The organism is Sorangium sp. So ce119 (assembly GCF_051524405.1).
GTDB lineage: Bacteria > Myxococcota_A > Polyangia > Polyangiales > Polyangiaceae > Sorangium > Sorangium cellulosum_G.
The window spans coordinates 5,423,229-5,447,381 of record NZ_CP150310.1 but is presented as its reverse complement, the minus strand read 5'-3'; the positions used below and the strand labels follow the sequence as shown (position 1 = coordinate 5,447,381).

Below are 24,153 nucleotides of genomic sequence, written 5' to 3'. Positions count from 1 at the left end.
TGGGTACCCGTGCGTCGTCACCCCTCGCATTATCGGAGAGCAAGATGAAGAAGCCGTCGTGGCACGAGCTCCGTTCCTCAAGAGAAGCCGCCGCTGTTTGTGCGCTCGCGCTCGCGGCCGCGTGCACGGGCACGGTGGGTGATCCGGCGGATGACGCCGGGGGATCCTCCGCCGGGAGCGATGGACCGTCGACGGGCTCGGCCCCTCCGCCGTTCCAACCCGCGGCCGGGATGCTGCGTCGTTTGACGAGAACGCAATTCCGCAATGCCGTGCGCGACGTCTTCGGCGTGGAGGTCAACATCAATGAGCTCGACGCCGACAGCTGGAATGGAAACTTCGCTGTCATCGGCGCCGCGACCGTGGTGACCTCGGAGCGAGGCGTCGAGCAGTACCACACGGCCATCGAGAGCGCCGTCGACGCTGTGTTCGCGGATTCCGCGAAGCGGGACCAGTTCATCGGCTGCGCGCCCAGCGGGGCGCAGGACGACGCTTGCGTGCGCGGCTTCATCCAGGCGCTGGGGCTTCGAGCGTGGCGCCGCCCGCTCGAGACAGCGGAGGTCGACAGGCTCGCGGCGGTCGCCAGCAATGCCGCGGCGGAGCTCGACAGCGCCGTCGAGGGAGCCCGCTGGGCGACGGTGGCGCTCTTCTCGTCGCCGAACTTCCTGTATCGACCGGAGCTCGGCGCCCCGAGCGCCGATGGGTCGCTTCGCTTGACGGGGTACGAGATGGCGTCCCGGCTCGCGTTCCTCGTGTGGAACAGCCTGCCGGACAGGACGCTGCTCGACGAGGCCGCGAGCGGGACGCTCGACACGGTGGAGGGGGTTCGCGCCGCGGCGACGCGGATGCTCGACACGCCCGCTGGGCGCGAGGCCGTCGGCGCCTTCGCCGAAGAGTACATGCGGCTCGATCGGATCGGCACGCAGGCGAAAGACACCGAGCTGTTTCCGGAGTACGACGCCGCGCTGCGAGCGGCGATGGTCCGCGACATGCGGGGCACCTGGGAGGTCCTCGCGTTCGACGAACAGGCGAGCGCGCTCGACCTGTTCTCGACCACGAAGGTCGTCGTCAACACGGAGCTCGCCCAGCTCTACGGCCTCGACACGACCGGCCTGAGCTCGAGCACCTTCGAGGTCCGCTCGTTGCCCGCGGACGGCCCGCGCGTCGGGATCCTCGGCAAGGCCGGCTTCCTCTCGCAGTTCGCCAACCAGAAAGAGGGGTCGCCCACGTTGCGCGGCAAGTTCATGCGGGACGCCCTCATGTGCACGCCTGTCCCGCCGCCCCCCGGTGACATCGCCCTCGAGCTCCCGGAGCCGCCCGCGGACAGGCCGCTCACGAAGCGTCAGCGGCTCGAGGCGCACCGGACCGCTCCTGCCTGCGCCAGCTGCCATGGGTTCATGGACCCGCTCGGCCTGCCGCTCGAGACGTTCGACGCGATCGGCCGTTACCGCACGACCGATCACGGTCTGCCGATCGACCCCAGCGGCGACTTCAACGGCGAGGCGGTCGCCGACGCGCGCGATCTCGGCATGACCGTCAGCGAGAGCGACGATGTCGCTCGGTGCCTCGTCCGCAAGTACTACGCGTATGCAGCAGGCCACGAGGAGCGAAAGGTGGACGTCACCGTGCTGGACACGCTGGCCGCTTCGTTCGAGGCGTCGGGGTTCGACCTGCGCGAGCTCGTCCTCGACGTCGTGACGAACGAAGCCTTTTCCTCCGTCGCCCCCCAACCCTGAACGCACGGTGCCCACCATGACCAAGAAAGTTCTGGACCGACGAACCGTACTCCGGGGCCTGCTGGCGACGGGCGCCGCCGTCACCATCCCGCTGCCGCTGCTGGAGATCATGCTGAACGAGAGCGGCACGGCGCTCGCCCAGCCGAAAACCCCGGTCTCGCCGCTCTACGTGACGTGGTTCTTCGGCAACGGCACGCTGCCCGGCCGCTGGAAGCCGGCGCGCACGGGCTCCGGCTCGGCGTGGGAGCTCAGCCCCCAGCTCCAGCCGCTCGCGGAGCACAAGTCTCATCTCACGGTGATCAGCGGCCTCGAGAACAAGCTCGTCGTCTCCGGCTTCGAGCACCCCAGCGGGTCGGCGGGGGCCACGACCGGCGCGCCGCTCAACGGGAACGCCGTGCGGGCCCCATCCATCGACCAGGTCGTCGCGGACCTCGTCTCCGAGGGGGCGCCGTACCGCTCTCTCGAGGTGGGATTGACGCCGGCGACGCCGGGCGGCCCTCAGGACTCGCTGCATACGGTCTCACACAAGGGACCGAACTCGCGCAACAACCCGGAGTTCGATCCGAGGGCCGTGTTCAATCGGTTGTTCATGGGCGGCACGCCCGCGCCGAGCGACGACGGAGCGGAGCAGGCCGCGAAGCTCGCGAACGTCCGGAAGAGCGTGCTCGACTCTGTCCTGCAAGACGGCGCGAGCCTGCAGCAGCGGCTCGGGGCGGCCGACAGGCAACGCGTGGAGCAGCACCTCGAGTCGATCCGCGCCATCGAGCGGCGCCTCGAGGCGACGACCCCCGGCGGCGGCACGCCGTCCGCGTGCAGCAGCCCGACGGCCCCGACCGCCGGCAAGGACTCGCAGAGCGAAGCGCCCCCGCAGGTGAACACCGCCATGGTCGAGCTCTCGGCGCTCGCGCTCGCCTGCGAGAGGACGCGCGTGCTCTCGTTCATGTTCTCGCTGCCCGCCGCGCACGTCTACTACCGGCACCTCGCGCAGGACATGAACGACGACTTCCACGACACCATCTGCCACGGGGATGCCGGAGATCAAGCGAGTCAGCCCCGCGTCGACAAGGGCGTGATCTACACGATGCGCTGCCTGAACGAGTTCTTGACGAAGCTCAAGAGCACGCCGCACGGCAGCTCGAACCTGCTCGACAACACGCTCGTGTTCGTCACGTCCGACACCGCCTGGGGCAAGGTGCACACGAAGGCGGAGTGGCCGGTGCTCCTCGCGGGGAAAGCCGGAGGACGGCTGCGCGGCGACGAGCACCACAACTACCCCGGCGACAACCTGAGCAAGGCGCTCCTGACGGTCGCCCAGATCATGGGCTCGAAGGCCACGGAGATCGGCGTCGACGCGGGGCGGGTCACGTCGCCGCTCGCGGGCATCCAGGTCTGAGCGCGGCACCGCGAGGGCCTCTGGAAGAGGCCCTCCGAAGGCGCCCGCCCACCTGCCGGCGCCATCGTCCCCGGATCGAGGACAACCCACCTCGCGATCGAGCGGCCCGCTTCCGCGACACACGCCGATCGGCGTCAGCTTCCGGCTTCCCGCTGCAAAGGGGCATGCTTCGCTGCCGCTTCAGCGACCAAGGTGCTGGAGTAGACGGTCCGACCAGCGGCTGCGCTCGACGCTGCCCCCGGCCGCGTAGCGGGGCTGGACGGCTGGGCGATCTCCGACTGTTCGCAAGTCGTTGTGCCATCGATTGAGTCATGTCCTACCTTCTCTTGCAGGCGCGTCTCAAACGTAGGACACTGGCTCCATGAACTCGAGTCCTTCGTCCGCTACACCGCGGCTCGTCTGCGCGAGCCGCACCGTCATCGATCACCCCGATCCCGGTCCCGATACCGCAGGTATGCGGAGCAGCTGCGCGATGCCGGCGATGGCTCTGCTTGCGCTGCTGCTTGCGGTCGCCGGATGCAGCAGCACCGAGACGGGCGACCCGGGGGGGACCGGGGGAACCGCGGGAGCAGCGCCGGGCGATACCGGTACGCAGGACGCCGCGTCGGGCCCGGGTGGCGGCGGCGGCTCGGGTGGCGGCGGTGGTGCGGGTGGCGGCGGTGGTGCGGGTGGCGGCGGCGGCTCGGGTGGCGGCGGCGGCTCGGGTGGTGGCGGCGGCGACGCCGCTCCCGATCTGGCAAGCTATGCGAGCGGGTTGGACAAGCTGTTTGTCGATGCCCCGTGCGACCCGTCGACGCCCTTGCCGCTGGCCCGCATGGCGACGTGCAATCATCCGCCCGGTACCCAGCGCATCGAGAAGCAGGTGACCTTCGGCGGCGACCCGGGCACGACGTACTCGGTCAAGCTGCGGGTGCGCGGGATCTGGGAGCCGACGGACATCGTGGGGGGGGAGATGCCCATGAAGCCGTTCATGATCGGCGGCAGCATTGGCCCCGGCGACGCCATCAATTACCAGCAATATTCGATCGAGGTGAGCGAGCCGCGCCAGACGTACTGGCTGAACAATTACCAGTACCGCGCTCACGACATTCACAAGGAGGACTACGAGGCGACGATCCAGGTCAACGGCGGCGCCGTGGTCAAGGTGGTGATGAACGACGGCAACGAACGCCAGATCGCCAACTGGACCAAGGACTATTTCGAGGGGCTGCCACCGTACGACACGGCGCCGACCATCGGCCAGATGCTGCGCCTGGACGTTGTGTCGGTGAGCGAGTAGGGCGTATCGGCAAACCGGCTGCGCGCCCCGAATCGCCGCTCGCCTTCCCTCGAATCGCCGAGGATTACTGGGTCGTGCTCGCTAGCTTCGGGGCGCCCGCGACGGCTTGCCGACATGCCCGAGAGCGCTTTTTGCTTGGGTTTCAGGCAGACGTCTTCCGTCTTCCGTCTGCCTTCCCCATGCTCGTCCCTCGTGCGCGTGCGCGTGCGCGATTCACCGGAGTCAGCGCGCACGAAGGACGAGCACGGAAGGCGGAAGATGGAAGACGGTGTACCAATTCCGGCTGAAAACCGCTCTGGAGCGGTGCTCGGTCGCGTCTGATACACGAGACACAGAGCGGCGGTCACCCGCACAGGAGACGGGCCCAGATCGGCGTTTTCGGCGCGGAAGCGCACTCCTGTGCGCTGAGCACCGAAAACGTCGAGGTGGGCCCGTATCCGAAGCGGGTGCCCGCCGCTCTAGCGAACGGCCTGCAGAAGGCCGAGGCGATACGGGAGCTGCGAGTACTCGCCGCCCGAGCTCGGATTGCGTCCCTGGTACAGGAACTGCAGATTGCAGGTGTCGATCGTCGCGGTCTCGTCGTTGCCGTCGCGCACCAGCTCGCCATGGCTGACGTCGTCGCTCCAGTCAGCCACGCCCGGCGCGTAGGTGACGTTGTTCTGACCTGCGAACGGCGCGTTCCACGTATGCGCGAGCGGGGTCCAGGTGCCGTCGAGGCGATCCGCGGTGAAGGAGCGATAGAACCTGGCGCCCGTCGGGCCGATGGCCTCGATCAGGGTCAAGTACTTGTTCATGCCCTTGATCTTGTACGTGGAGCTCCCCTCGAACAGATTGTTGCGGTTCGAGTCCTGAAGGGCGATCGAGATCGGGCCAAACCCGTTCGGGAAATTCTGCACGGTGGTCTGGCTGCGGTACATCTTGCCGTCGTCGCCGGTGAAGAAGAGGTAGCAGTTGGCGCTGTCGCAGATCACCCAGTAATCGATGGGCAGGCTCGGCATGCCAGCGGGCGTGGACGCGAAGAAGTTCTGCGGTCTGGTCCAGGTCTCCGGGCGGCTCGGGTCGGTCGTCGTGGAGAACTGCGGCGGCTGCGCTTGATAGATGAGATACCACTTGTTCTGAGGCTTGAAGAAGAACATCTGCGGCGCGCACCGGTAGCCGCTGAAGCCGGGCGTACGATCCATGTAGTACTGCGACGCGGACGCGGCCTGGGACCAGTCGGTGAAGTTCAGGTACGTCATCTGCCAGTTCCCGGCGGTGTTCGCCGTGGTGGCGTAGATGTGCCATCGGTCGTTGAAGAACGAGACCGTCGGATCTTTGATGGACACGATGTTGTGCGTCGCGTCGGACTTCGGGCTCACCAGCATGCCGCTCGACTGCCAGCGGAAGCTGGTGGGCAGGCCGCAGCTCTCGCCGCCCCCGCCGCTGCCGCCGGCCCCGCCGCTGCCGCCGGCCCCGCCGCCGCCGCCGGCCCCGCCGCTGCCGCCGGCCCCGCCGCCCGCGCCGCTCGTGCTGCTCGTGCTGCTCGTGCCCGAGCCGACGGGCGTGAGCCGGAACTGCTGGTTCGTCCCGCCGCTCCACGACCATTGGATCACGGCGGTGCCGTCCGCGGTGCCGCGGCCGTAGACGTCCAGGGACTTGCCGCTGTTGCGTGCGGTGAGGCGCACGCCGCCGCCGGCGACGTCCGCGAACGACCACTGCTGGTTTTCCCCGCTCCAGCAGGAGTATTGCTGGATGCGGGCGCCGTCGCTGGTGGAGGCGCCCGAGACGTCCATGCAACGGTTGCTGTTGACGTTGCGGATGCGATAGTAGCCGCCGCCCGCCGATTCCATGCGGAACTGTTGCCGCGTCGAGCCGTTGCAGCTCGCGATCTGCAAGGCCGCTGCGTCAGCGGTGCTGCCACCGGCCACCTCGACGCATTTTCCACTCTGGACGCCGACGATCGTGTAGGTCGCCGCGGTGTCGATGGTGACGCTCTCCGATGACTCGTCGAACTCGTAGCCGCCTTCATCGAGCTGCTCGGCGGAGACGCACGCAGCCGTGGCGGCGAACGTCGTGACCAGGGACCATAGTCCAAATCGAATTCTCATCATTATCCCCTCTGTTCAAAGGCATACGAAGCGGGAAGCAAGACACATTGGATGGCGCCCGGGATCGGCTGCGCGAGCCCTGACCCCACGGGGGGGCTTCGTCCTCCTGCGGCCAGGCGGAAGAGCGCGCGCAGCGATCCCGGGCGCGCCGATCTCGGTGAACCGCGCGCCAGCGCGCTCGGCGTCAGCGCCCCAGGTAGCTCATCAGCCAGGACATGGCCGGCCGCATCTGGCCGCCGCTGCTCATGAGCCCTGAGTTGGCCACCCACGTCTGACCGCTGATGTACCCCCACAGCGTGATGCCCTTCACGCTCGGATGTTCGTAGAACATGGGGAACTGGCTCTGCATCACGTTGAGCTGCTGCGTGTCGTTCGCCAGGTTGATGTCGTACTCGGTGATGTAGACCGGTAGACCGGTGCCGGCGAGCCGGTCGAGGAAGCCTTTCACGGTGCTCGTCGACATCGAGAACGCGGCGTGGGCCTGCGCTCCGATGCCGTCGATGGGAGCCCCTGCCGCCCGGATCCGATTCACGATGTTGATCGTGTTCTGGTTGTCACTGCTGTACTCGATGTTGTTGTAGTCGTTGAGCAGCAGCGTGGCGTTCGGGCAGTACTGCCGCGCCCATTTGAACGCCTGCACGATCCAGTCGTAGCCGCTCGAGCCCGCGCCGCCGAGGGCGTTCATGTACACCGGGGTGGTGTGCGGGGGCGGCTCGTTCACGACGTCGATGACGGCGACGTCCGGGTAGCGCTGGCAGAACGCCTGGATCCACTCTTCTACCTCTGCGCGCTGCTCGCTCTGCGACAGACTGGCAAGCCAGCCCGGCTGCTGGGCACCCCAGATCAGGGTGTGACCCTTGTAGGGAATGCCCTTCTCACGAGCGTAGTTCCGGACTCGGTCCATGCCGGACCAGTTCATGACGTCCCGCGTGCCCTCGATGGAGCCCCACTTGCCCTCGTTCTCCGGGGAGATCTGGTTCCAGTAGCGGGACAGATCCGCGCGCACCTGCCCGCCGGTGGTGATGTTGCCGACGAACTTGCCGCCGCCGCCGCCGCCGCCGCTGCCGCCGCTGCCGCCGCTGCCGCCGCTGCCGCCGCTCCCGGTGCTCCCGCCCGAGCTGACGGGCGTGAGCCGGAACTGCTGGTTCGTCCCGCTGTTCCACGACCACTGGATCACGGCGGTGCCGTCCGCGGTGCCGCGGCCGTAGACGTCCAGGGACTTGCCGCTGTTGCGTGCGGTGAGGCGCACGCCGCCGCCGGCGACGTCCGTGAACGACCACTGCTGGTTCTCGCCGCTCCAGCAGGAGTATTGCTGGATGCGGGCGCCGTCGCTGGTCGAGGCGTCCGCGACGTCCATGCAACGGTTGCTGTTGACGTTGCGGATGCGATAGTAGCCGCCGCCCGCCGATTCCATGCGAAACTGTTGCCGCGTCGAGCCGTTGCAGCTCGCGATCTGCAAGGCCGCTGCGTCAGCGGTGCTGCCTCCAGCCACCTCGACGCATTTTCCACTCTGAGCGCCGACGATCGTGTAGGTCGCGGCGGTGTCGATGGTGACGCTCTCCGATGATTCGTCGAACTCGTAGCCGTCTTCATCGAGCTGCTCGGCGGCGACGCACGCGCTGAGCGCGAGCGTCATCAGCAGGGGCCATCGGTCGAATCGCAGTCTCATGAGGTTCTCCTGTACCCAGGCGGGCGTGTCGTAGGCTGTGGCGTGAAAGCGGCCGCTTCGACGCATGGATCAACGTCAATTGTTGACACGGCGTCGCTTTGGCATGGGGCCGGATCACACGGAACGATGTTCTGTCAACCCAGGGCAGCTCCCGCAGTTGGGGCTCGACGTCTCCGAAGCGTTTGGACCCTGAGGCATCCCTCGGGCTCTTCGGAAAATTGAACCGGGGGGCGGGGAAACGGGGAGGGAAAGCTTCGAAATGCTCCCTGTCTCCCCGCCTCCCTGTTCAACTTTCCCGCCAGGAGGCTCACCGCCACGCGCGTCCGTGACGACCGAGCGAGCGTGACCGGTGACGCGCTCGATCGGTTGACGAAGGTCTCGGTGCGCATGACCGCGCTTCCGATGCGAAGCAAAAGGATACCAACGCAATGTGAACGCTCACATGGCCGATGTCAACTCCTGATGGCTGTCGAGTGAAGGCGAACCCACCGATGCATGGATGAGTTGTCGATACGGTGCCTCTTTTCCAGGGAGGCCGGATCGCATGGAGAGGTGTGCTGTCAATCCAGGGCGGGCTCTGCAGCTGTGACTTGACGCCTCGGGAGCGTTTGAACCTCTCTCTCCACATCGAACTTCCTTTTCCCACATCGAGGCTCTCCCTCGAGCGCGCGCCCGCCGCCGTCACGGCCGCGAGGTGTCACCCCTCGCCACACCTGACACCTGTCACACCTGGTCGGTGTGGCAGGGAGCCAGGCGTCGCGTGACAGGCGCGCGCGTTCCGTGGAAAGCACCCTCCGGAGCGCGGGACGGGAGAAAGAGCGCCCTCCGTGAATCCCGGGCGAAGGCGGCGGCAGCGCGCAGGCCGACATCGCCTCTGGCCCCGACCTTGCTCATGCGGTCGAGGCGAAGGCGAACGCCTCGCACGACGCGCTGTCGAGCCCACGGTCTCGCGGATAGGCCCGCGGACACGCCGCGAGCGTCGCACAGCGGGGTCGTGCCGCGCGCTGGCCGGACACGCGGGCGGACGTCCGCACATGACCCATGAACGACCGAGGAGAATGACAATGATCATCGATTCAATGCTTCGCGACCTCTCGATGGCTCGCTCCGCCCGCCGCGCCGCGGCCCTCGCCCTGGGGCTCTCTGCCCTCGGCGGCTGCGCCGTGGAGCAGGCGCCGGGGGACGAGGCCGTGGAGGAGGGGCTCGCCCCGATCACGAGCCTCCGCCTCGAGGACGGCGCCGAGATCCGCTTCTTCGAGCCGGAGGAGGGGAGCGTGATCATCGTGAGCACCGGCGAGGTCCTCGAGGCCTTGAAGGGGCAACCCCCCGTCGCGCTCTACGAGGCGCTCTCGGGGCAGGCCGCCCCGCCGGCGCTGATCGCGGCGCAGGCGCGCGTGGACGAGGCCCGGCTCGCCGCCGGCCCGCGCCGCGCCCCGGCGCAGCCCGAGGTGGAGATCGAGGAGGCACCTCCGGCGCCGCAGGCGCGCGCCGCCGAGGGGCTCGGGACCGCCGCGCAGGCCCTCGACGCAGCCGGTTTCCAGACGGCTTACTGCAACAGCAGCAGCTACGACTTCAACTACTGCTGGACCGACAGCTCCGTCGGCCGCACCGTGACGATCAACAGCGTCGCGACCTTCCACGCCCACGCGGACGCCACCGTGGGCTCGATCCAGATGGTGGTGTCCCGCAAGAAGGGGCTGGGCAGCTGGAAGACGCTGTTCAATCAGACCGTCTCCACGGTCGGAGCCCTGGACGTGACCGGGTACACCGACACCGACAACGGCAAATACGAGGTGGTCATCTCCAGCGTGTCCGCCTCCGACGTCTACCACCTCGCGGTCCACGGCGACCTGTAGGCCGCGGCCGGTCGAGCCTGGGCCGCTCACCGGGGCGCGGGGGCGTCGGGCGCACGATCGCGGCCGGCGCGCCGGTGATCGGGCGCCTCCTGCCTGGCCGCGCCCTCGGCGGGGAGGCTAGGATGTGCCGAGGATGGAGCCTCTCTTCGTCCTGATGATCGTCTCGGGCATCGCCGGCCTCGCGCGGTGCTTCGCGCAGGCGCGCCAGGATGCCAGGCGGGCCGCCGAGGCCCGCTGGCGGATCGCCCGGCCCGTCTGGCAGCGCGCCGCGGCCCTCGTCGGGGGGGAGTTCAAGTCAGGGCCGGGCCAGTGGGGCGACCCCCGCATGCAGATCTCGGTCGTGTGCGAGAACGTCGCGCTGGTCGTCGACCACGACATCGATCACGGCGAGGCGCCCGTCGTTCGGTACAACACCCGCATCACCGGCACCGCGCGGAACCCGTCGGGCCTCCGGCTCCGCGTCCACGAGCAGCGGCTCCGCCAGGCGAGCGGCGGGGCCTTCCGGGCGCGGCAGGTCGACGTCGGCGACCCGGCGCTCGACGGCGCCTTCGTCGTCAAGGCGAGCAGCCCGACCCTCGCGCGCTGGTGGCTCACGCCGCCGCTGCGCGAGGCGCTCCGCGCGGCCGCCGAGTACCAGCTCACGCTCGAGTCGCACCGGCTGACCGCCGTCCGCGCCGGGCTGGAGGACGACGCCGACAAGCTCGCGAGCGCCATCCGCGCCGCCGCGCTGGTCGCGGGCCGCGGCCGCGCGCTCGCGAAGGAGCTGCGGGCGCTCTCGCAGGAGCTCGGCGGGCGCATCGTCTCCGGCGCGGGCGCCTCCTCGGCCGAGGGCGAGACGATCATCGAGGTGGAGCACCGCGGCAGGCTCCTCACCGTGGAGTTCGGCCGGGACGCGAGGAAGGGCCCGTTCGGCACGCAGGTGCGCGTGGCCCGCGCGGCGTCCCCCTCGGAGCGGTTCGCCCTGCGGCGGCGGCCCAGGCGCGGCCCGGCGCGGGCGGCGGCAGCCCGGTCCGGCGACGACGCGCTGTCCCGGGTCTACGAGCTGCGCGCGGAGGCGCCGGACCGGGTGGCGCAGCGCCTCGGCGACGAGCTGCGGCGCGAGATCGCCGCGCTCCGCCCGGCGGCGATCGTGGGCGACGAGGCCGCTGTCACGCTCGCGTTCGGCCACCTCGAGACGGGGCGCGAGGGCATCGAGCGCGCGATCGCGATCGTCTCCGCGCTCGCGGCCCCCGAGCCGCGCGGGCCTTATCGCTGACCGCGCGCCGCGCGGCCCGGGGCCGTCGAGCCGGGGGGACCCCTCATGACCTTCGCGACCCTGAGCTTCCTCCAGTGGCTGGCGCTCTCGGGCGGGATCCTCCTCGTCATGGCGCTCGCGTCGGCGCACCTGAAGCGGCTGCCGATCTCGTCGTCGCTCATCTACCTCGGCCTCGGCTGGCTCATCGGCCCGCAGGCGCTCGGCTGGATCCGCATCGATCTCGAGGGGGGCAGCGCCTGGTTCGAGCGGCTGACGGAGATCGCCGTCATCATCTCGCTGTTCATCGGCGGGCTGAAGCTGCGGCTGTCGCCGCGCGATCCCGCGTGGTCGGCGGCCTACCGGCTCGCCGGTCCGGTCATGCTCGCGTCGATCGCCGGCATCGCCGTGGTCGCGCGCCTGGTCCTGGGGCTCGCGCCGCCCCACGCGCTGCTCCTCGGCGCGATCCTCGCGCCCACCGATCCGGTGCTCGCCAGCGCGGTCTCGGTCGGCCACGCCGCGGACAAGGACCGCATGCGGTACGGCCTCTCCGGGGAGGCGGGCCTGAACGACGGGATGGCCTTCCCGTTCGTGGTGCTCGCGCTCCGCTGGATGGAGCAGGGCAGCGGCGGCGCGTGGGTCCTGCGCTGGGCGCTCGTCAAGGTCGCCTGGGCGGTCCCGGCGGCGCTCGTGCTCGGGTACGGCCTCGGGGTCTGGGTGGGGCGCTGGGCGATCCGCCTCCGGAGCCGCCAGCGCGACACGGAGGCGCCCAGCGACTTCCTCGCGCTGGCGCTCATCGCGCTGTCCTATGTCGCGGCCGACATCCTCGGCGCGTGGGGGTTCGTCGCCGTGTTCGCGGCGGGCGTGGGGCTGCGCCGCGCGGAGCTCAAGGTGGTCGCCGAGACCCCTCATCCACAGGCCGTGCCCCGCGCGTCGCGGCCGGACGCCCCGCACCCGCCGGCGGAGCACCTGGTCGGCGCGCGGGTGGAGCCCGAGGCGATGGGCGAGCCGGCGGTCGCCGCGGGCGTGCTCGTCGCGGAGACGATCTCGTTCGGCGCGACCGCCGAGCGGCTGCTCGAGGTCGCCCTGGTCACGCTCGTGGGCGTCCTCGTGGGCCCCTTCTGGAGCGCGCGCGCGCTCGTCCTCGCCGCGGTCCTGCTCTTCCTGCTGCGCCCCGCGGCCACGCGGCTGCTGCTCGCCGGGACGGCCACGTCCCCTCACCAGCGCTGGCTCATGGGCTGGTTCGGCATCCGCGGGATCGGGAGCCTGTACTACGTGGCCTACGCGCTGAACCGCGGGCTGTCCGGCGACGCCGCGCGCGACGTGCTCTCGCTGACGCTCTCCGTCGTCACGGTGAGCATCGTGCTGCACGGGATCACGGCGACGCCGCTGCTCAATCGCTACCAGGCGACGCTGAAGTCTCCCGGGCGCGCCGCGTGAAGCGCCGCGCGCCGGCAAGGCGTGGTAGATCGTACGCCCGCAGCATGCAGGCCCACGTCGAACCCCCGGCTCCTCCCCGCGCGCCCTCCCGGGGGCGGAGAGGCGCAGGATGAGCGAGGCGCGCGACGAGCCGACGACGCTGGCCCGCACCCAGCGACGCGCCGGCTCGTGCGCCGAGCCGCGGCCGTTCCTGTTCCTCGTCCTGCAATGTCAGCGGCCGCTGGATCCGTCCGCGCGGCTGTCGCTCGACGGGATCGACGAGGTGCGCTTCGGGCGGGGCCCGGTGCGCTCGATCGAGCGGCGGACCGAGGGAGGCCGGGCGCTGCTCGACGTGCGCCTCGAGGACGGGTGGGTGTCGTCCCGGCACGCGCGCATCACGCGCGACGGCGGCCGGCTCCGCCTGGAGGACCTCGGATCGAGGAACGGCACCTTCGTGAACGGCGTGCCGCGGCAGAGCGCGCAGCTCGCCGAGGGGGACCTGATCGAGCTCGGACACACGTTCTTCCTGTTCCGCGAGGTCGCCGCGCCGGACGAGGTCGCGGGCGACGCGGCGCCGGCGCCGGGGCAGCCGCTCGGCCTCGCCACCTTCGCGCCCGCGCTGGACGATCGCTTCGCGGCGCTGCGCGCGATCGCGCCCGCGAACATCCCCGTCGTCCTCCAGGGCGAGAGCGGCACCGGCAAGGAGGTCATCGCGCGCGCCCTCCACGCGCTCTCGGGGCGGCCCGGGCCGTTCGTCGCGATCAACTGCGGCGCGCTGCCCGACAGCCTCATCGAGTCCGAGCTGTTCGGCCACAGGAAGGGCGCCTTCTCCGGCGCGGCCGAGGACCGGCCCGGCCTCATCCGCGCCGCGGACAGGGGCACGCTCTTCCTCGACGAGATCGGCGACCTGCCCGCGACGTCGCAGACCGCGTTCCTTCGCGTGCTGCAGGAGTCGGAGGTCGTCGCGGTGGGCGCGACGCGGCCGGTGAAGGTCGACCTCCGCGTCGTGGTGGCCACGCACCGCGACCTGCCGGCGATGGTGGATCGCGGCGATTTCCGGGGCGATCTCTTCGCGCGCCTGTCGGGCTTCGTGCTCGAGCTGCCGCCCCTGCGGAGGCGCCGGGAGGACCTCGGCCTGCTCATCGCGTCCCTGCTCCGCCGCGCCGCCCCGGACCGGGCGGCGGAGATCGCCCTGAGCTGCGAGGCGGCGCGCGCGCTCCTCCTGCGCGAGTGGCGGCTCAACGTCCGCGAGCTGGAGAAGTGCCTGGCGACCGCGATCGTGCTGGCGGGGAGCGGCAGGGTGGAGCTCGATCACCTGCCGCCGCCCGCCGGGATGACGCGCACCCCGACCGAGCTCCCGAGGCTCGACACCCAGCCCGGCGAGCCGCAGCGGCCCGCGGCGGAGGACCCGGCGCGGCGCGAGGCGCTGATCCGCCTCTTCCGCGAGCACCGGGGGAACATCAGCGCCGTGGCGAGGGCGATGGGGAAGGGGCGGACGCAGATCCACCGGTGGATCGCGCGCTACGGGATCGAGCCGGCCGATTACCGGGAAGGCGGGGGAGGCGGAGAAGGGTGAGCGCCGCGGGCCCGGTCGAGCGCCGGTCGACGCCGATCAAGGGCAGAGCGGCATGGTGAGCGGCATCCTGGGCCCTGCCAGGATGGGCAGGTCCGGAACGAGGAGCGTGGGTCTCCGGACGACGTCCGACGGCTTGTTCAGATAGACCGTGATCGGATGGTCCCATGTGCGCCTGTCGCCCTCGCACTGCTGGAAATCCCCGTCGCCCTCCACGAGACCCCCGTCGTCGACGGCGCATTGATCGAGCGGCGGGCAGTTCGCGATGGCGTGCGAGTCACCGCAGGCGCCGACCGAGGTGGCGACGCAGTCCTCGTCCTGCCCGGCGCAGAGGCGGCTCTGCTCGTAGGCGACATGGTCGTTCCAGTACTCGCCGGTGCAGGCAAACGCATGCTGAAACACCTTCACCCCGGAGTGCGGAGCGGCATGGAAGGTGCCGTCTGGGTCCACCTCGTTCATCGTCTCCGTGAGCTTGGTGTGGAGGCTGCCGGCGAGCCACAGGTCCCCGTAGAACGCGCCCTCGCGCCAGCCAAAGACGTCCGCCTCCTGCGCCGGATACACCGCGGCGTGGTATGGCGGCGGCTCGATGACGATGCCGCCGCCGCTCGGCGTCATCGGCAGGCCGACGCTCGGCGGCCGGCGGCTCGCGACGGTGAAGGCGCCGGGGCTCGGAGGCCCCGAGGCGCCTTCCCTCATGCGGCGGACCGCCCGGGGGCCGCTCATGACGCTGAAGTAACCGCTGCTCCGGCACTCGAAGCGGAGCGCGGGCTCGCTGCGCCCGCTGCAGCGCACCTCGCGCTGATCGAGGAGGTCGGGCGAGCCGGCTTCGCAGCCGCGGATGCCGTCGCAGACACGGAGGATCGTGTCGTCGTCGGACTGCTCGATGGGCTCCGCCGCGTCGTCTTCACACGTGCCCAGGGGCTCGCTGCCGGCGCCGATGTACACGATCGAGCCCTCGCTGCAGGTCCCGATGTGCTCGGACGTCCAGCCACACTTGCGCGATCGGCCCACAGCGTCGCGCTGGCACGGCGCAAAGCTCGTGATGGTGCCGTTGTCCTCCGTGCCGGTCACCACACGTACGGAGGGCCCCGGCGTGAGGAGCTCCGGCCGATGCTGCGGGAAGGCCTGGCCGCGCATCGAGAGGACGACCTTGTGGCCGGTGGGGTTCACGCGCGAGAGCAGGCACGCCGAGACGAGCTGCCGGCACTTCACCGCTGCATCGTTGTTCAGCTCGTCCAGCCCTTCCTTGCCCCACGGGGGGCAGAGCCCGATCTCGCCGGGGAACGTGTAAGTCTCGTCCGTCCGGGTGTCGGTGTACGAGACGCTCTGGCCTGGCTCGAGGGCGCAGGAGACGAGATACTTCATCACGTCGCGCGTCTCCTTGTGGCGGAGCCTGTAGCGGAGCAACTTGGGGTCGAGGCGCGACTCGTGCTCGTAGAGCTCCTTGTGCACGCTGTCGTCGGCGTAGGTCTCGGTCGCGAGCGGTAGCATCACCATGGCGCGGTTGGCGCGCACGTTCGAGATCAGCGCATTGCGGGTGAGCGCCTCGGCGGAGAGGCCGTTGGTGTACACGCCCTCCAGCACCTCGGAGCCCGGCCCCAGCACGTCGATGAGCGACCAGTCGGCGCCCCGCACGTCGGTGGCCGACCCGGTCCCGGCCCCTTGCGTGGAGCGCGGCGGCCCGCCGAGCGAGGGCGCGTCGTCGCCGGCGACGGCGCAGCCCGCGCCGGCGCTCGTGAGCCCGAGACAGAACGCAAGCAACCCAGAGATCCGGTAGATCAGCACGTGGTCGGATTCCTTTCTTGTCGTCCCGGGGAGCCGTAGGGCCGGTTCACGCTGCGCCGGTCGCTCCCGGCGCGAGGAGCGCGCGCTCGATCTCGTCGAACCGCTGCTCCCAGAAGCCCGCCGAGACCGCCCTGGCCTCCCCCAGGAACACGCGCGCCTCGCGGGAGGCGCCGGCCCGGAGGGCCGAGAGGAGCGCGCCGTGCAGCGCCTCGGCGTGCTCGTGGAGGATCGCGGTGTGCCGCGCCTCGTCCACGAGCGCGCGCCACGCCGCAGCGTCGAACCGACCGGCCGCCCGGTCGTCCAGGGCCTGTTGCACCAGGCGTGCCAGCGTCCGGGCGCAGGGGGTGAGGTCGGGCTCGGGGACGCTCGCGCGGGCCTCGGCGAGGTGGTGGGCCGCCTCGTCGTGCTCGCCGCGGGCGAGGTGGATGCGGGCGAGGAGCAGGGCGTCGTCCGGCGAGGGGCGCTGGTTGAAGAAGCGCCGCTGGAGGTCGAGGCTGCGGCGCGCGAGGGAGAGGGCCTCGTCGAGCGCGCCCATCCAGCAGCGCAGCTCGGAGAGGTTCAACGTCGCCATGCGCTCGAGCTGGGCGTGGCCGAGCTCGCGGGCGAGGCGGACGGCCTCCCGCTGGTCCGCGAGCGCTCGGTCGTCGGCGTGGCGCTTCACCCACATGAACACGCGGTTGATGTAGGCGCCGCACAGGTGGAAGGCGTCGCCGGCGCGCAGGCAGGCATCGACGACGGCGTCGCCGTGGCGCTCGGCCTCGTCGAGGCGGCCGGCCACCGAGAGCGAGCCGACGAGGAAGCTCCGGGCGATGACGTGCGCCTCGTGGTCGCCGAGGGCGAGGGCGTCCCGGGCGGCCTGCTCCACCTTGGGGATCCCCTCGTCGACGCGCTGGGCGCGGCAGTCCGAGCGGCCGCTCGCGAACAGGCAGCGCGCGTGGAGGCGCGCGTCGCCGAGGCCCGCGCACAGCTCCGCCGCGCGCGCGGAGGCCGCGGCGGAGGCGGGGAAGTCCTCGAGCCAGTCGAGCGCCGTCGCCTCCTCGAGCAGGAGCTCGGCCGCGCGGCCCCGGTCATCGGCGGCCTCGGCGAGCGCCCGGGCGGCGCGCAGGTCGACGAGCGACTCGTCGAGCCGCTGCAGGCGGTAGCGCGCCCGCCCGCGGCCCGCGAGCGCGCGGCCGCGGGCCGCGGCGTCTGCGCCGTCGAGGAGGCGCAGGGCCGCGGTGAAGCGCTGCTCGGCCTCGACCACGTCGTGCCGGGTGAGCGCCTCCTCCGCGAGCGCGGCGTGCGCTCGCGCGGCGGCGGCCGCGTCACCCGCGGCGGCGGCGTGGCGGGCGATCCGGGCGCGCGACCCCGCGGCGGGCGGGGAGGAGAGGAGGCGCCCGAGGACGGCGGCGTGCAGCGCGCGTCGGCGGGCCGGCGGGATGCGCGCCTCCACCGCGTCGCGCAGGAGCGGGTGGCGGAACGCGTAGCGCTCGGGCGCGGTGGCCAGCGCGACGAGCACGCCGGCCCGGGCGAGGCGCGCGAGGCCGACGCCGGGGTCGAGCGCGCCGGCGGGCGGCGGCGCGCCCCGGGCGTCGAGGGCGGCCTCGAGGTCGGCCGGGCAGAGGTCGTCGCCGACGATCGCCGCGCGCTCGAGCAGGTCGACGAGCGGCGGCGGCAGGGCCGCGGCCGCGCGGGCGGCGAGGCGCTCGCCGAGCGGCGCGGCGGAGAGGGAGAGCAGCTCGTCCGGCGCGAGGGCCCAGCCGTCGCCGCCCGGGGCGCGCCGGATCGCGCCGCCGACGCGCAGGGCGCAGGCGATCTCCACGAGATCGCGCGGGACGCCGCGCCCGAGCGCGCGCAGGTGATCGAGCACGGGGCGGGGGATGAACTCCACCGGGCGCAGGTGGTCCTGGAGCAGCGCGCTTGCGGCGCCTTCGTCGAGCGGGTCGAGGTCGAGGGCGAGGCGGCGGGCGGCGCGCTCGCCGAGGCGCGGGCGGAGCGACGCGATCGACGGCCGGGCCGCGAGCACGATCGCGAGGCGCGCGGGGCTGCCCTCGGCGGTGGCCAGCTCGAGCGCGTCGAGCGCGGCCGCGTCCGCGCGGTCGGCGTCGTCGAGCAGCAGCGCGAGCGGCGCGGCGGCGGCGAGGGCGGCCGCGAGCGCCCGGGCCTCGGCGTGGCGGCGCGCTCCCGCCGCCTCCAGCAGGGGCGCGGCCGCGGGATCCTGGCCGGCCATCTGCCCGAGGGCGAGCCCCACGGCCGGCCAGGCGCGGGCGGCCTCCGGCGGACCCAGGCGGCGCGCGAGCGCCGTGTCGGCGGTGGAATCGAGCGCGCCGCTGGCCGGTAGATCCAGGGCCGCCCGCAGGAGGGCGACGAGGGTCGCGCCGCGCTCGGCGGCCTCCGGCCCGAGCGCGGCCGCGGCGTGAACGGCGGCGCCGCCCGCGCGGAGCGCCGCGGCGAGGGCGCCGAGGAAGCGGGTCTTGCCGTGCCCCTCGGCGCCGATCACGGTGACGAGCGCCGGCCCGCCGCCGGCGAGCGCCTCCTTCACGGCGGCGAGGGCCTCGGCGAGCGCAGCGTCGCGGCCGCGCAGGGCGGCCTCACCGGGCGCGACGGGGGGCGCTTCCCGCGGGGCGGGGGGCGTGTCGTCGGGCGGGGGCGCGTCGTGCAGATCGAGGGCCGCGTCCTGCGGACCTTCGGCGAGGGCGCGCTGCGCTTCGGCCGTGAGGATCGCCGGCGGCGGCGCGCCGGGGTGCTCCAGGCCGGCGCTGTCCAGGCCGGCGCCCCACGCCTCCGCGGTCTCCAGCGCGGTGCCGGCGAGGGTGACGCCGTGCGCGCCCTCGCGCACCCGGAGGGGCGCCAGGTGAACGACGAGGGGCGGCGCCGCCAGGCCGGCGGCGACCAGGCGCCGGGCCGACCGCACCGCCGCGCGCACCCCGTCGCCCGGCGCCGCGGTGGGGAAGGCGAGCACCGTGTGCTCCCCGCGGAAGCGCGCCAGGAGGCCGCCCTCCGCGCGCGCGACGTCGACGACCAGCGCCCCGGTGGGCTCGCGCGTGCGCAGGGCCAGCAGCGCCACGGGTCGGCGCTGGACGGGGGAGGGGGCGCGTGCGTCGGAGCTGGCAGTGCGCGCGTCGGGGCTGGTCGCGCGCGCGTCGGAGCCGGCAGCGCGCGCGTCCGACCGGACAGCGCGCCCGCCGGACGAGCCAGCGCGCGCCTCCAGCGCCGCCGTGAGCGCGCGCGCCACGTCGCCGGCGCGGGCCGGGCGGGCCCCGGGGTCCTTCGCCAGGCAGCGCAGGACGGCCTCGTCGACGGCCGCCGGCAGCCGCGCGAACGACGACGGCGGATCGGGGCGGCGCGCCACGTGCGCCTGCCGGACCTCCGCCGCCTCGCCCACGAACGGCGGCCGGCCGGTGAGCAGCTCGAAGATCACCGCGCCGAGCGCGTAGACGTCCGCCCGCGGGTCCACGCCGCGCGCGCCGAGGCACTGCTCCGGCGCCATGTACGCCGCCGTCCCCAGGACGGCGCCGGTGCGCGTCAGGTCGGTGCCGAGCGCGCCCTGCGCCTCGTCGGCGTCGCGCCCGCCCCGCGCCAGGGCCGCGAGGCCGAAGTCGATCAGCGCGACCTCTCCCCCGGGCCGCAGCCACACGTTCTCGGGCTTGAGATCGCGGTGCACGAGGCCCGCGTCGTGCACCGCGTCGAGCGCCGCCGCGATCCCGCGCGCGAGCGCCGCCGCCTCGTCGAGCGGCGCCGCGCCCGCGCCCGGCAGGCCCGCCAGGCGCGCCGCGAGCGAGCCGCCCGCGAGCCGCTCCAGCGCGAGGAACGGGCGCAGATCGGCGGCGCGGCCGTGACCGAGCAGCGCGGGCGCCCGCGGGGGCGCGAGGCGGGCGAGCGCCGCGGCCTCGCGCGCGAGCCGGTCGTCGTCCTGCCGCCGCGCCACCTTGAGCGCCACGGCGCGGCCGTCCCCCTCGCGCGTCGCCGCGTAGACGCGCGCGAACCCGCCCTGCCCGAGCATCTGTTCGACGCGGAACCCGGGGATGTGCGGGGGCGGCTCAGGATCGACTACCTCGGCGGCCGCGCGCGCCGGCGGCGCGGCGCGCGGGTGTTCCGGGCACGCGGCGCCGGGCCGATCGGGGAGGCGGCGATGGCACTCGGAGCAGCGCATGGGGCGCGAGTATACTGGGGTAGGTCGCCATGCTGCCGCCTGCCGAGCCTGCCTCTGAACCCGAAGCGACCGCCGTCATCTCGGGTCGCCCGCAGGAGCTGCAGACGACCGCCGCCGACGCGCTCCCCGCCGGCGCGGTGGTCGGCGGGTACCTGCTCGACGAGGTGCGCCTCGGAGGGGGCTTCGGCGTCGTGCACCGCGCCTGGCCGATCGGGGGCGGCGCGGCGGTCGCGCTGAAGGTGCTCCGCCGCGAGCTGTCGCTCCTGCCGGCGATGCTCCGGCGCTTCCACCAGGAGGCGGAGGTGCTCGCGCGGCTCAGGCACCCGGCGATCGTCGAGGTCCGCGGCGTCGGCGCGCTCGACGACGGCCGGCCCTACATCGCGATGGAGTGGGTCGAGGGCCGGACCCTCGCGGCCGAGCTGCGCGCGCGGGGCGCCCTCTCGCCGGCCGAGGCGGTCGCGCTGCTCGAGGAGGTCGGCGGCGCGCTCGCGGCCGCGCATGCGATCGGCGTCGTGCACCGCGACGTGAAGGCCCAGAACGTCATGATCCGCCCCGCCGCCGGCGAGGGCGGCGCGCGCGGCGTCAAGCTCGTCGACTTCGGCATCGCCAAGCTCCTCCACGCGCCGGCGTACGGCGCGCGCGGCGCGCGCGGTGACAAGACCAGCAGCCTGATCGTCGGCACGCCGCTCACGATGGCGCCGGAGCAGATCCTCGGCGGCGCGGTGGACGCGCGCACGGACATCTATGCTGTCGGCCTGCTCGCGTACCAGCTCGTGACGGCCGTGCTGCCGTTCCAGGGCGCGAACGCGGTCGAGACCGAGGAGATGCACCTGCGCGCGCCGCCGCCCAGCCCGAGCGAGCGCGCGCCGGTGTCGGCGGCGTTCGACGCCGTGGTGCGCCGCTGCCTCGCGAAGGACCCGGCCGACCGGTACGCGAGCGTCCCCGACCTGCTCGCGGCCCTGCGCCGGGCCGTCGCCGCGCCGGGCGCCGGGGGCGCGGCGCCGTCGCCCGGCGGCGTGGACGAGCCGCTCGGGCCGAGCACCGCGCTGCTCGTCGAGGCCCGGCTGGCGGCGCCGGACGACGCCGGCGACGAGGCGCTCGCCGACGTGGAGCGCCTGCTGCAGTCGGCGAGGTCGGCGCTCTTCCGGATCGGGGCGACGCTCGTGGTCGAGAGCGCCGACGCGCTGCTGGCGACGCTGCCCGCGCCGTACGGGCGCGCGCCGGCGCGGGCGCTCGGGTGGGTCCTCGAGCTCTGGGCGGAGCTCGGCGCGCGGGCCGGCGCGAGCCCCGAGGTCCTCCCGCGCCTGGCGCTGCACGCGGCCGTGCCCGAGGCGCTGCGCCGCTGGGCGCCCGATCCGACCGAGGCCGGGGTGTTCGTGACAGGCGCGTTCGCCGCGGAGCTCGAGCGCGCGCCGCACCCCGCCGCGGGAGGCGCGCTGCGCCGGGTATCGCCCTGAGCGGCGTCGCCTCGTGAGCGGTGTCGCCCCGGTACGGCGCGCGCTGCCACGTCCCCTGTCACACCGCCTGTGACAGGGGACGTGGCAGCGGCGATGTGACAGGGGGACAGCCGGCGTGTGGCAGGCGGGGCTCTGTCGGCGCGAGGCTCCGGGCGGCGCGCCGGAAGAGCGTCACGCCGAGCCTGCGCTCGAGACGCGCGACGCTCCCGCTCGTCACCTGCGGCGTGACGGCGAGCAGGCGCGCGGCGCGCGTGAAGCTCGCCGTCTCGCAGGTGCGGCAGAGCGCCTCGACGTTCCGGCGGCAGAAGTGATTGTCGCTGATCAGCAGGCACAGCGGGTACAGGCGCAAGCTCCGCACACGCCCTAAGCTGCTTCGCTGCGCGGCTCGGCGGCCTCGGCGTCACGAGCGCCCGCCGTGACGCGCGAGGCGCGAACACGCCGTGGTCGATTGGAATTGACACCGACAATGTGAACGCTCACAGTGGGCGCAAACGGTGCCGTTTTGCTGTAAACGTTCACTTGTTGGATCGACAAACGCAATGATTACACGCACTTGCGCGAAGCGCCCTGACGAGGAGCGCCGGAGAGTCATCGCCTGAGCGATCCACGACATCTGGCGACACCTGACGATTCTTCAGGAGAGCAGCGAGGTCCAGGAATGGCCACGATCACAAAATCCCCTCAGAACAAGCTCCTCATCGCGGCGTTGTCGCTCTGTGGCACAGCCGTGTTTCCGTCTGAATCCATGGCGGACAACCCCATCGTGCAGACCCTCTACACCGCCGATCCGGCGCCCATGGTCCACGACGGGACGCTGTACCTCTATACCAGCCATGACGAAGACTCCGCCACGACGTTCTTCGGGATGAATGACTGGCGAGTATATTCGACCACGGACATGGTGAACTGGACGGACCGCGGATCGCCGCTGAAATACAAGGATTTCAGCTGGTCGAAGGCAGATGCCTGGGCAGGTCAGGTCATTCACAGGAACGGGAAGTTCTATTTCTACGTCCCCACGACGAGCAGGGCGCTCAGCAGGATGGTCCTCGGCGTCGCCGTGTCGGACAGCCCTGTCGGTCCGTTCGAGGACGCCCTGGGGAAGCCGTTGATCACCGCCAATTGCGGCGACATCGATCCGACGGTGTTCATCGACGATGACGGCCAGGCCTATCTCTACTGGGGCAATCCCAACCTGTGTTACGTGAAGCTGAAGGAGGACATGATCTCCTACGAGGGGAGCGTCGTACGCGTGCCCATGACGGCGGAGAGCTTCGGAGAGCGCACCGGGAGCACCGAGCGGCCGACCCTGTACGAGGAAGGGCCGTGGCTCTACAAGCGCAATGACATGTACTACCTGGCGTATCCGGCCGGCGGCCTCCCCGAGTACATCGCCTATTCCACGAGCAGCAGCCCCACCGGCCCGTGGACTTACCGGGGGGTCATCATGCCCACGGAGGGCGGCAGCTTCACCAATCACCCGGCCATCATCGACTACAAGGACAGCTCGTACTTCTTCTACCACAACGCCGCTTTGCCGGGCGGAGACGGTTATCACCGCTCGGTCGCCGTCGAGCGATTCACCTACAACGCCGACGGCACCATCCCGACGATCACGATGACCGAAGAGGGCCCGCCTGGCGTCGGCACCCTCGACCCGTACGTCATGACGGAGGCTGAGACCATCGCCTGGGGATCCGGTGTCGAGACCGAGGCGTGCAGCGAGGGCGGGATGAATGTCACGTCGATCGACGACGGGGACTACATCAAGGTGAAGGGCGTCGATTTCGGTCCCGGCGCGGGGGCCTTCGAGGCAAGGGTGGCCTCGGCGACAAGCGGCGGCAGCATCGAGCTGCGCCTCGACAGCGCGACCGGCACGCTGGTGGGGACCTGCGTGGTCGAGGGGACCGGCGAGGCCCAGACCTGGGTTACCACGTCCTGCGAGGTCGACGGTGCGACAGGGATCCATGATCTGTATCTGAAGTTCACCGGTGGGGACGGTCCCCTGTTCAATTTCAACTGGTGGAAGTTCACGCCGCTCGACGCCACGAATCCGACAGGCAGCGGGGGTGGTCCGGACACGGGTGAAGGGGGAGCGACGGGCGGCGGCGGCTCGGGTGAGGGGGGGAGCGTCAGCAGCGCAGCGACGACCGGCAGCGGCACGGGCGGCGCCGGCGCCGCTTCACCTGGCGGCGATGGCGAGGACGAGGGCGGGTGTGGGTGCCGGGTCCAATCGGCGCCCAGCTCCCCGGCGGGCGTGCTCGCCGTCTTGACCGCGCTGGGCGCGATCGTCGCGCGGCGTCGTTCGCGAAAAGCCGGGCGGAGCGGGGCTGCTGCGAGCTGACGGCGCCGGTGCCCGGCGTGATGGTCCAGCGGGCGCGCTCCCGGCAAGTGGTGAGAATGCCGGGGTCGTACAGGGGGGCGCGGCCGGCGCGGCTGGCTTTCAGAGAGCTGGGACAAAGGGGAGCGGGCACGGCGAACGCCGGCCCGAACCACGCGCCATCGGGTGGGACAATAGAGTAGAGCGTGGAGAGGATGC

General features: G+C 72.3%; 14 protein-coding genes. 9 read left to right on the top strand and 5 right to left on the bottom strand.

The window, feature by feature from the left end; translation table 11 throughout:
- Nucleotides 1-242: 242 nt before the first annotated feature.
- The 3 genes from WME76_RS20390 (at nt 243) to WME76_RS20380 (ending at nt 4,405) form a co-directional block, all read left to right on the top strand.
- A complete protein-coding gene (locus tag WME76_RS20390; protein ID WP_437961739.1) occupies nt 243-1,733 on the top strand; it encodes a DUF1592 domain-containing protein in 1,491 nt (496 codons plus the stop codon).
- Nucleotides 1,734-1,749: 16 nt separating this feature from the next.
- Nucleotides 1,750-3,126 (top strand): DUF1552 domain-containing protein, encoded by a 1,377-nt coding sequence (locus WME76_RS20385; RefSeq protein ID WP_437961738.1) that lies wholly within the window; start codon nt 1,750-1,752, stop codon nt 3,124-3,126.
- Between the two features lie 361 nt (nt 3,127-3,487).
- Nucleotides 3,488-4,405, top strand: coding sequence for a hypothetical protein (locus WME76_RS20380; protein WP_437961737.1), 918 nt, complete (start codon nt 3,488-3,490; stop codon nt 4,403-4,405).
- A 458-nt stretch (nt 4,406-4,863) separates the two neighbouring features.
- Here the strand turns inward: WME76_RS20380 and WME76_RS20375 are convergent, their stop codons facing one another.
- Both WME76_RS20375 and WME76_RS20370 read right to left on the bottom strand, forming a co-directional pair.
- Entirely contained in the window at nt 4,864-6,495 is a 1,632-nt protein-coding gene (locus WME76_RS20375) for a non-reducing end alpha-L-arabinofuranosidase family hydrolase (protein WP_437961736.1), read from the bottom strand.
- Nucleotides 6,496-6,676: 181 nt separating this feature from the next.
- Nucleotides 6,677-8,161, bottom strand: a complete 1,485-nt coding sequence (locus WME76_RS20370) for an endo-1,4-beta-xylanase (RefSeq protein ID WP_437961735.1) — start codon at nt 8,159-8,161, stop codon at nt 6,677-6,679.
- 1,064 nt (nt 8,162-9,225) lie between these two features.
- Between WME76_RS20370 and WME76_RS20365 the strand changes: the two genes are divergently transcribed.
- From WME76_RS20365 to WME76_RS20350, 4 genes are all read left to right on the top strand, one after another.
- A complete protein-coding gene (locus WME76_RS20365; protein ID WP_437961734.1) occupies nt 9,226-10,017 on the top strand; it encodes a hypothetical protein in 792 nt (263 codons plus the stop codon).
- A gap of 133 nt (nt 10,018-10,150) precedes the next feature.
- On the top strand, nt 10,151-11,272 hold the full coding sequence (locus WME76_RS20360; RefSeq protein WP_437961733.1) for a hypothetical protein: 1,122 nt from the start codon (nt 10,151-10,153) through the stop codon (nt 11,270-11,272).
- Between the two features lie 45 nt (nt 11,273-11,317).
- Complete coding sequence (locus WME76_RS20355) at nt 11,318-12,688, top strand: cation:proton antiporter (protein WP_437961732.1); 1,371 nt, start codon at nt 11,318-11,320, stop codon at nt 12,686-12,688.
- Nucleotides 12,689-12,797: 109 nt separating this feature from the next.
- Nucleotides 12,798-14,243: a sigma 54-interacting transcriptional regulator gene (locus WME76_RS20350; protein WP_437961731.1), complete on the top strand. Its 1,446-nt coding sequence runs from the start codon at nt 12,798-12,800 to the stop codon at nt 14,241-14,243.
- Nucleotides 14,244-14,279: 36 nt separating this feature from the next.
- On the opposite strand, the gene WME76_RS20345 is transcribed toward WME76_RS20350, so the two are convergent.
- The gene (locus WME76_RS20345; RefSeq protein WP_437961730.1) at nt 14,280-16,025 is read right to left on the bottom strand and encodes a hypothetical protein; all 1,746 of its coding nucleotides are present in this window, start codon (nt 16,023-16,025) and stop codon (nt 14,280-14,282) included.
- Nucleotides 16,026-16,071: 46 nt separating this feature from the next.
- Complete coding sequence (locus WME76_RS20340; RefSeq protein ID WP_437961729.1) at nt 16,072-20,157, bottom strand: protein kinase domain-containing protein; 4,086 nt, start codon at nt 20,155-20,157, stop codon at nt 16,072-16,074.
- A gap of 29 nt (nt 20,158-20,186) precedes the next feature.
- Here WME76_RS20340 and WME76_RS20335 point away from each other — a divergent pair, with 29 nt between their 5' ends.
- Nucleotides 20,187-21,614, top strand: coding sequence for a serine/threonine-protein kinase (locus tag WME76_RS20335; protein WP_437961728.1), 1,428 nt, complete (start codon nt 20,187-20,189; stop codon nt 21,612-21,614).
- Nucleotides 21,615-21,672: 58 nt separating this feature from the next.
- Here the strand turns inward: WME76_RS20335 and WME76_RS20330 are convergent, their stop codons facing one another.
- On the bottom strand, nt 21,673-21,972 hold the full coding sequence (locus WME76_RS20330) for a helix-turn-helix domain-containing protein (RefSeq protein WP_437961727.1): 300 nt from the start codon (nt 21,970-21,972) through the stop codon (nt 21,673-21,675).
- 300 nt (nt 21,973-22,272) lie between these two features.
- Between WME76_RS20330 and WME76_RS20325 the strand changes: the two genes are divergently transcribed.
- Nucleotides 22,273-23,958, top strand: coding sequence for a glycoside hydrolase family 43 protein (locus WME76_RS20325; protein ID WP_437961726.1), 1,686 nt, complete (start codon nt 22,273-22,275; stop codon nt 23,956-23,958).
- Nucleotides 23,959-24,153 lie beyond the last annotated feature (195 nt).

Bases quoted from the DNA above. Each gene is read 5' to 3' on its own strand.
- WME76_RS20385 (WP_437961738.1), top strand. From the start codon at position 1,750: ATGACCAAGAAAGTTCTGGACCGACGAACCGTACTCCGGGGCCTGCTG.
- WME76_RS20380 (WP_437961737.1), top strand. From the start codon at position 3,488: ATGAACTCGAGTCCTTCGTCCGCTACACCGCGGCTCGTCTGCGCGAGC.
- WME76_RS20375 (WP_437961736.1), bottom strand. From the start codon at position 6,495: ATGATGAGAATTCGATTTGGACTATGGTCCCTGGTCACGACGTTCGCC.
- WME76_RS20370 (WP_437961735.1), bottom strand. From the start codon at position 8,161: ATGAGACTGCGATTCGACCGATGGCCCCTGCTGATGACGCTCGCGCTC.
- WME76_RS20365 (WP_437961734.1), top strand. From the start codon at position 9,226: ATGATCATCGATTCAATGCTTCGCGACCTCTCGATGGCTCGCTCCGCC.
- WME76_RS20360 (WP_437961733.1), top strand. From the start codon at position 10,151: ATGGAGCCTCTCTTCGTCCTGATGATCGTCTCGGGCATCGCCGGCCTC.
- WME76_RS20355 (WP_437961732.1), top strand. From the start codon at position 11,318: ATGACCTTCGCGACCCTGAGCTTCCTCCAGTGGCTGGCGCTCTCGGGC.
- WME76_RS20350 (WP_437961731.1), top strand. From the start codon at position 12,798: ATGAGCGAGGCGCGCGACGAGCCGACGACGCTGGCCCGCACCCAGCGA.
- WME76_RS20340 (WP_437961729.1), bottom strand. From the start codon at position 20,157: ATGCGCTGCTCCGAGTGCCATCGCCGCCTCCCCGATCGGCCCGGCGCC.
- WME76_RS20335 (WP_437961728.1), top strand. From the start codon at position 20,187: ATGCTGCCGCCTGCCGAGCCTGCCTCTGAACCCGAAGCGACCGCCGTC.
- WME76_RS20325 (WP_437961726.1), top strand. From the start codon at position 22,273: ATGGCCACGATCACAAAATCCCCTCAGAACAAGCTCCTCATCGCGGCG.